The organism is Phenylobacterium sp. RIFCSPHIGHO2_01_FULL_69_31 (assembly GCF_001824475.1).
Taxonomy (GTDB): Bacteria; Pseudomonadota; Alphaproteobacteria; order Caulobacterales; family Caulobacteraceae; genus Phenylobacterium.
The window spans coordinates 168,817-175,320 of record NZ_MHXN01000037.1 but is presented as its reverse complement, the minus strand read 5'-3'; the positions used below and the strand labels follow the sequence as shown (position 1 = coordinate 175,320).

7 protein-coding genes are annotated in these 6,504 nt (G+C 69.4%); 3 read left to right on the top strand and 4 right to left on the bottom strand.

Annotated elements, in window-relative coordinates; genetic code table 11:
• Positions 1–168 precede the first annotated feature (168 nt).
• On the top strand, positions 169–459 hold the full coding sequence (locus tag A2790_RS20375; RefSeq protein WP_293395687.1) for a hypothetical protein: 291 nt from the start codon (positions 169–171) through the stop codon (positions 457–459).
• 135 nt (positions 460–594) lie between these two features.
• Here A2790_RS20375 and A2790_RS20370 read toward each other — a convergent pair whose 3' ends face one another.
• Positions 595–825 (bottom strand): hypothetical protein, encoded by a 231-nt coding sequence (locus A2790_RS20370; protein WP_293395684.1) that lies wholly within the window; start codon positions 823–825, stop codon positions 595–597.
• A gap of 99 nt (positions 826–924) precedes the next feature.
• Here A2790_RS20370 and A2790_RS20365 point away from each other — a divergent pair, with 99 nt between their 5' ends.
• Positions 925–1,539 carry a glutathione S-transferase family protein gene (locus tag A2790_RS20365; protein WP_293395681.1) on the top strand — a complete coding sequence of 205 codons (615 nt, stop codon included), beginning with the start codon at positions 925–927 and terminating at the stop codon, positions 1,537–1,539.
• Positions 1,540–1,549: 10 nt separating this feature from the next.
• Here the strand turns inward: A2790_RS20365 and A2790_RS20360 are convergent, their stop codons facing one another.
• Both A2790_RS20360 and kynU read right to left on the bottom strand, forming a co-directional pair.
• Positions 1,550–3,109, bottom strand: a complete 1,560-nt coding sequence (locus tag A2790_RS20360) for a long-chain-fatty-acid--CoA ligase (RefSeq protein ID WP_293395678.1) — start codon at positions 3,107–3,109, stop codon at positions 1,550–1,552.
• A gap of 83 nt (positions 3,110–3,192) precedes the next feature.
• Positions 3,193–4,419, bottom strand: a complete 1,227-nt coding sequence (gene kynU / locus A2790_RS20355; RefSeq protein ID WP_293395675.1) for a kynureninase — start codon at positions 4,417–4,419, stop codon at positions 3,193–3,195.
• Positions 4,420–4,536: 117 nt separating this feature from the next.
• Here kynU and A2790_RS20350 point away from each other — a divergent pair, with 117 nt between their 5' ends.
• The gene (locus tag A2790_RS20350) at positions 4,537–6,282 is read left to right on the top strand and encodes a CocE/NonD family hydrolase (RefSeq protein ID WP_293395672.1); all 1,746 of its coding nucleotides are present in this window, start codon (positions 4,537–4,539) and stop codon (positions 6,280–6,282) included.
• Here A2790_RS20350 and A2790_RS20345 read toward each other — a convergent pair.
• Positions 6,275–6,493, bottom strand: coding sequence for a hypothetical protein (locus tag A2790_RS20345; RefSeq protein WP_293395669.1), 219 nt, complete (start codon positions 6,491–6,493; stop codon positions 6,275–6,277). The genes A2790_RS20350 and A2790_RS20345 overlap by 8 nt on opposite strands.
• Positions 6,494–6,504: the final 11 nt, after the last annotated feature.

The following is a 6,504-nucleotide window of genomic DNA, read 5'->3' as shown; positions in this document are numbered from 1 at the left end:
TCGACAGGCCGAACACATGGCCGCACCGACCAGCTCTGCAACAGCTCAAGAACACCCTTGCCGACGGAGAGCCGTCCACACAGGGTCGGCAGCCGATGGTCCCCCAGGGGTGGGACGGGGACGTCGACGGCGTCGACAGGTCGACAACAGACCTCAGGCGGCTAGGGTGTGAGCGTGAAGCCGGGCGGTAAGACAGTTTTGACGGGCAGCTGGCTGTACGCGGGACAGGTTCTCAAGGGCGTCGAGATCATCGCGTTGGATCATGACTACTACTTCGACCTGCCGGCGTTGGACGGTCGAGATCCCTGGGAACGCTTTCCGCTCAATTCTGAGGGTTTGCTCTACTACGTCCGGGCGGACGGCGGGGACCTGCTTGGATGTCCGCCATTCCACGCCATCTCCGAGGCAAAAGCATGGGTTGAGGTCCAGCCGTGGGCTCCCATCACGTGGGACGGTTGAACGTCCGCTACGGGTCGATTGGCGTTGTTGGCTCTTGGCCAGGTTCCGGACGAGTTCGAGTTGCGACCCACTGCAACCTTCCCTTCCCGCATCTCCGCCGAGGGGAGGTGCGATCAGGGATCCGCCCCTTGCGTCCTAATGCGCGTGGCAGTCGGCCAGGCCGTGGTCCGGCTTGGGCACGGGGGCCTCGGCGCCGCCGCAGCCGCCCAGCGGCCGTCGGGAGGTGACGAAGTGGCCGAAATCCGAGGGGGGATTGCGGCTGGTCCACGCCTTGGGCCGCGAAAGCTGAGCCTTCAGGCGCGACAGGAGATCGTCTAGGCTCTCGTCCGAGCCCGTCAGATCCTGGCGGAAACTGCGCTCTTGCATGGAACGGCGTTATACGCCTGTCGGGCGAGTGATTCCACCCCGCACAGGCGAAGCGGCGGCGGGGCTGCTCACGACTTCGAGAACAGGGAAGGAAACAAAGTGAAGCTCTATACCTCGATCGGACCGAACCCCCGCGTCGTGAAGATGTTCCTGGCCGAGAAGGGCCTGGACGTGGAGCGGATCGAGGTGGACCTGCGCGGCGGCGAGAACCGGCGCGAGCCCTATCTGGCGGTCAATCCCGCGGGCCAGACCCCGGCCCTGGTGCTGGAGAGCGGCGCTGCGCTGACCGAGATCACCGCCATCTGCGAATACCTGGAGGAGGTGACCCCGAACCCGCCGCTGATCGGGACCAACGCCGAGGAGCGGGCCCTGACCCGCATGTGGGTGCGCCGCGTGGACCTGAAGGTCTGCGAGCCCATGGCCAACGGGTTCCGCTTCGCCGAGGGGCTGCCGATGTTCGAGAGCCGGATGCGTTGCCTGCCCGAGGCGGCGCCCGGCCTGAAGGCGGTGGCCCAGGATGGGATCGCCTGGCTGGAGGAGAATTTCCAGGGGCCCTGGATCACCGGCGGCCGCTTCACCCTGGCCGATATCCTGCTGTTCAGCTTCCTCGACTTCGGCGGCATGGTCGGCCAGCCGCTGGATCCGAAGTACGCCAAGGTCGGGGACTGGTTCGCCCGGGTTAAGGCTCGCCCGAGCGTCGCGGCGAGCGCCTAGCGCTTAGCGCTTAGCCCACCTTGCGGTCGCGGCCTTCCCAGTAGGGCTTGCGAAGCTCGCGGCGGAGGACCTTGCCGGACGGGTTGCGGGGCAGGGCGTCGATGAAGTCCACGGACTTCGGCGCCTTGTAGGCCGCGATCCGCTGGCGGGCCCAGGCGATCACCGCCGCCGGGTCGGGCCGCTCGCCCGGCGCTGCGACGACGATGGCCTTCACCGCCTCGCCCCAGCGATCGTCGGGCACGCCGATGACCGCGGCGTCGGCGACGCCGGGACAGCCCAGGATCGCGTTCTCCACCTCGGCCGGATAGACGTTCTCGCCACCCGAGACGATCATGTCCTTCACCCGGTCGTGGACGAAGAAGAAGCCGTTCTCGTCCATGAAGCCCGCATCGCCCGTCCGCAGCCAGCCGTCCGGCCGGATGGTCTCGGCGGTAGCCTCGGGCCGGTTCCAGTAGCCCGCCATGACGATCGGCCCGCGGATCTCGATCTCGCCGATCTCGCCGGGCCCCAGGGTCTTGCCGGCCTCGTCGGCGATCCGGGTCTCCAGGGTGGCCCAGGGCCGCCCGCAGGAGCGCAGCAGCTCGCCCGTATGCTCCGACGGCGAAAGCGTCGTGCCCGCGCCGGTGGTCTCGGTCATGCCGTAGAACTGGATGAAGCCGCAGCCGAACGTCCGGGTCGCCCGGGCCAGCACCGCCTCCGAGATCGGCGAGGCGCCGTAGGACACCGTCTTCAGGCTGGAATAGTCGGCCTCGTCCACGCCCGGGGTCTGGAGCAACGCGTTGATCATCACTGGCGCCAGGAAGACGTGCGCCACCTTCTGCTCGCCGAAGGCCTGCAGCACCGCGGCGGGGACGAACTCCGCCTGCAGCACGATGCGGCCGCCGGCGGCCAGGCCCGAGAAGCTGATGTTGGTCCCGGCCACGTGGAACATGGGCATCAGGATCAGCACGGTGTCATCGGCCGCGTAGGAGAAGCCCTCCACCCGATGCCGCAGGGCCAGGAAGGCCGAGTAGTTGGCGTTGGACAACCGCACGCCCTTGGGCAGGCCAGTGGTGCCGGAGGTGTAGAGCTGCAGCACGTCGTCCGTGGCCTGGGGCGTCTCCAGCCGCGGGGCCGGGGCGGCGTCGCGCAGGGCGGCATAAGCCTCGAAGGTCGGGTGCTCGCCGCCGACTGCGATCACCTTCACGGGCCGCCCGGCATGCTCGGCCACGGTGACCGCGCATTCGAAGAACTCGGGCGTCACGAAGAAGACGCTGGCGCTGGAGTCCTTCAGGATGAAGGCGATCTCGGGAACCGCCAGGCGCGAGTTGATCGGCGCGAAGCAGGCCCGCGCCTTGGCGACGCCGAAGAAGATCTCGTACCAGGCCTCGGACGGCCGCCCCAGCCAGGCCACCCGGTCGCCGGGCTTCACGCCCGCCGCCTGCAGCATCCCCGCCACCTGCGACGAGCGCCGGTCCAGCTCGGCGTAGGTCAGGTCGCGGCCCTCGAAGTGGACGGCCACCTTGTCGCCGCGCTCGCGGCCGTGGACGGCGGGGATGTCGGTCAGCAGCTTGATAGGATCGTCGGTCATGCCCGGTCGTTTCGCTCCCGCAGGCTGTTCCGCCTGTCTCGATCGATTGCTAGCCGATCCCGGGTCCGTCAACAAACCTGACGTCAGGTGACCGCCGCGCGGGTCCGGAACTGCGGCGCCTCGAAGGCCCGGCTCTCCAGCACCTCGCGCAGGATTTCCACCGCATCCCAGACGTCGGCGTGGCTGAGGTAGAGCGGCGAGAAGCCGAAGCGGGCGATGTCCGGGTCTCGGAAGTCGCCGACCACGCCACGGGCGATCAGCGCCTGGACCAGGGCATAGCCCTCCGGATGGGCGAAGGAGACATGCAGGCCGCGGTCCTCCATCTCGCGCGGTCCGGCCAGCGCCAGGCCATGGCCGGCGCAGCGGGCTTCCACGAGCTGGATGAACAGCCGGCACAGCGACAGGCCCTTGGCCTCCACCGTCTTGGTGTCGGCCTCGAGCTGCAGGTCCAGCCCCGCCTCCAGGGCCGCCAGGCCCAGGATCGACGGCGTGCCGCACAGCATGGTGCGGATGTCGGCCGCGGGGCGGTAGCGGTCCTCGAAGGCGAAGGGGGCGGCATGGCCCATCCAGCCGGAGAGCGGCGAGCGGATCGCCGCTTGGTGCCGCTCCGCCACGAACAGGAACGCCGGCGCGCCGGGGCCGCCGTTCAGGTACTTGTAGCCGCAGCCCACCGCCAGGTCCGCGCCGGCGCCGTTCAGGTCGCACGCCAGCGCGCCGGCGGTATGGGCGAGGTCCCAGAGCATCAGGGCGCCCTTGGCCTGGACGGCCTTCGTGACGGCGACCATGTCCCAGCGCCGGGCGGTCTTGTAGTGCACATGGGTCAGGACGACGGCGGCGGTGTCGGCGTCCATCGCGGCCAGCACCTCTTGCGGCGGCAGCACCTTCAGCGTCGCCCCCGCCTGCGCACACAGCCCTTCCAGCACATAGACGTCAGTCGGGAAGTTGCCGTGTTCGGTGATGATCGTCCGGCGTCCCGGCCTGAGCGACAGCGCGCCGGCCGCAAGCTTGAAAAGGTTGACCGAGGTGGAGTCGGCCACCGCCACCTCGGATGGGCCCGCGCCGATCAGGCGGGCCACCTTCGCGCCCAGCCGCTGCGGCGCCTCGATCCAGCCGGCGGTGTTCCAGCTCGCGATCAGGCCCTGGCCCCATTCGTCGCGAACCGCCCGCTCGACCCGCGCCGCCGCCGTGCGGGGCAGGGGGCCCAAGGAATTGCCGTCGAGGTAGATGACCCCCGGCGGCAGATCGAAAGCGTCACGGAATCTGGCCAAAGGATCGGCGGCATCCAGGGCGTCGGCGTCTCGGCGGTCCATGCCGCGGGTTCTAGCCGTCGCGTTGCGATGCGGAAAGGACGAGGGGCCGGGGCCATGCTTAGATGCCGGCGGACAATCGGAACGGCGGGCAAGAAGACCCGCGCAGAGGGGGCTTCCATGAACCACTGGCGCAAGCTTGCGCTCGCCTCGGCGGCGGCGCTGATCCTGGCGGGCGGGGCCGATCCCGCAGCGGCCCAGCGCCGGTCCCCTGCGGCCGCCCAGGCCCAGAAGTCCGCGCCATGGCCGGGCCTCCCGCCGGGGGCGTCCGAGGAATACATGACCCTGCGCGATGGCGTCCGGCTGGCGGCCAACGTCTTCAAGCCCGAGGGCAAGGGCCCCTGGCCGGTGGTGCTGTCGCGGACCCCGTACATCAAGGACGGCCGGATCGACCCCGATAAGGATCCCAAGGGGGTCAAGAACCGCGAGAACCTGGTCAAGCAGGCGCGGCGCTATACCGACGCCGGCTATGTCTATGTCCTGCAGGACGTCCGCGGGAAGGGCCGCTCCCAGGGCTTCTACGCCGCCTTCGAGAATGACATCGAGGACGGCTACGACGCGGTGGAGTGGGCGGCGGCCCAGCCCTGGAGCAATGGCAAGGTCGGCATGACCGGGGGCTCGGCCCTGGGCATCACCGCCAATTCGGCCGCCATGGCCGCCCCGCCGCACCTGAAGGCGGCCTATGTGATCGTCGCGCCGGCCGACCGGCTCTCGTACAGCTACCCCGGCGGCGTGCTGAAGGAGAAGGACACCATCGGCTGGCTGAGCCAGCAGGGCGTGCCCCAGTCGACCCTGGACCAGACCCGCGGCCGCTCGCTGGACGACGTGGGCTGGAACCGCGTCGCGATGACGACGAACCGCAAGTACATCCAGGTTCCGATCTACAACGTCGGCGGCTGGTACGACATCTTCAACGGCGGCACGGTCGAGAACTTCGAATACCTGCAGAACCAGGGCGCCAAGGGGGCCCGGGGCAATCAGAAGCTGCTCATGGGCCCGTTCGGCCACGGCCCGCTCTCGGGCGACCTGGCCTATCCCGGCGCCGACCGCCTGGGCCTGGCCGGGGATCAGGAGATCCGCTGGTTCGACTACTGGCTGAAGGGCCAGGACAACGGGATCATGGACGAGCCGCCGGTGCAGTACTTCATGATGGCGGCCGCCCGGAAGGACGCCCTCTCGCCGAAGAACCGCATGATCGCCTCGGCCAACTGGCCCCCGGCCTACCGCGAGGTGCGCTACTATCCCGGCGAGGGCGATGCGCTCAGCAACAAGGCCCCAACCTCCGCCTCGCGCAAGGTCAGCTACCGGTTCGACCCGACCGATCCGGTGAAGACCTACGGCGGCGCGAACCTGACCTTCGAGAAGGGGCCGGAGGACCAGCGGCTGGTGGGCCAGCGGCAGGACTACCTGCGTTTCCAGACCCCGGTGCTGGACAGGGACGTGGCCATCGCCGGCCCTGTGAAGGTGGAGCTCTACGCCGCCACCGACGGGCCGGACACCGACTTCGTCGCCAAGCTGGTGGACGTCTATCCCGACGGCTACGAAGCCCTGGTGCTGGACGCCCCCATCCGGACCAAGTTCCGCAATGGCCGCCTGCCCGAGGACATCCGCATGATGACGCCGGGCGCGCCGGAAAAGCTAGTCATAGACCTGTGGCCCACCGCGATCACCTTCGAGAAGGGCCACCGGATCGCGCTGCACATCACCTCGTCGAACGCGCCGCGGTTCGAGGTCAACCCGAACACGGGCGAGCCGCCGGCCCTCGGGAAGCTGAAGCCGCGCGTTGCGACCAACACGATCTACATGGACGAAGCGCACCCGACGGCGCTGGTGCTGCCGGTGGTCTATCCGGACGACGTCAGATGACCGGATCGCGCGGCGCGCCCGGCGTGCCGGTGTCGGAGGCGCCGGGCTCGTCCTCCTGGCCCTCGCCGTACTCGCGGCCTTCGCGGTCCCAGCCGGAACCGTAGTCCTCGCGGTCCTCGTCCTGGCGCGAGCCATAGCGCTCGCGGTCCCAGGCGTCGCGTTCGCCCTCGCCGTGGCCGCCGGGCGGGTTCCTGGGATCGTGCGTCACCATGAGCCGATCAA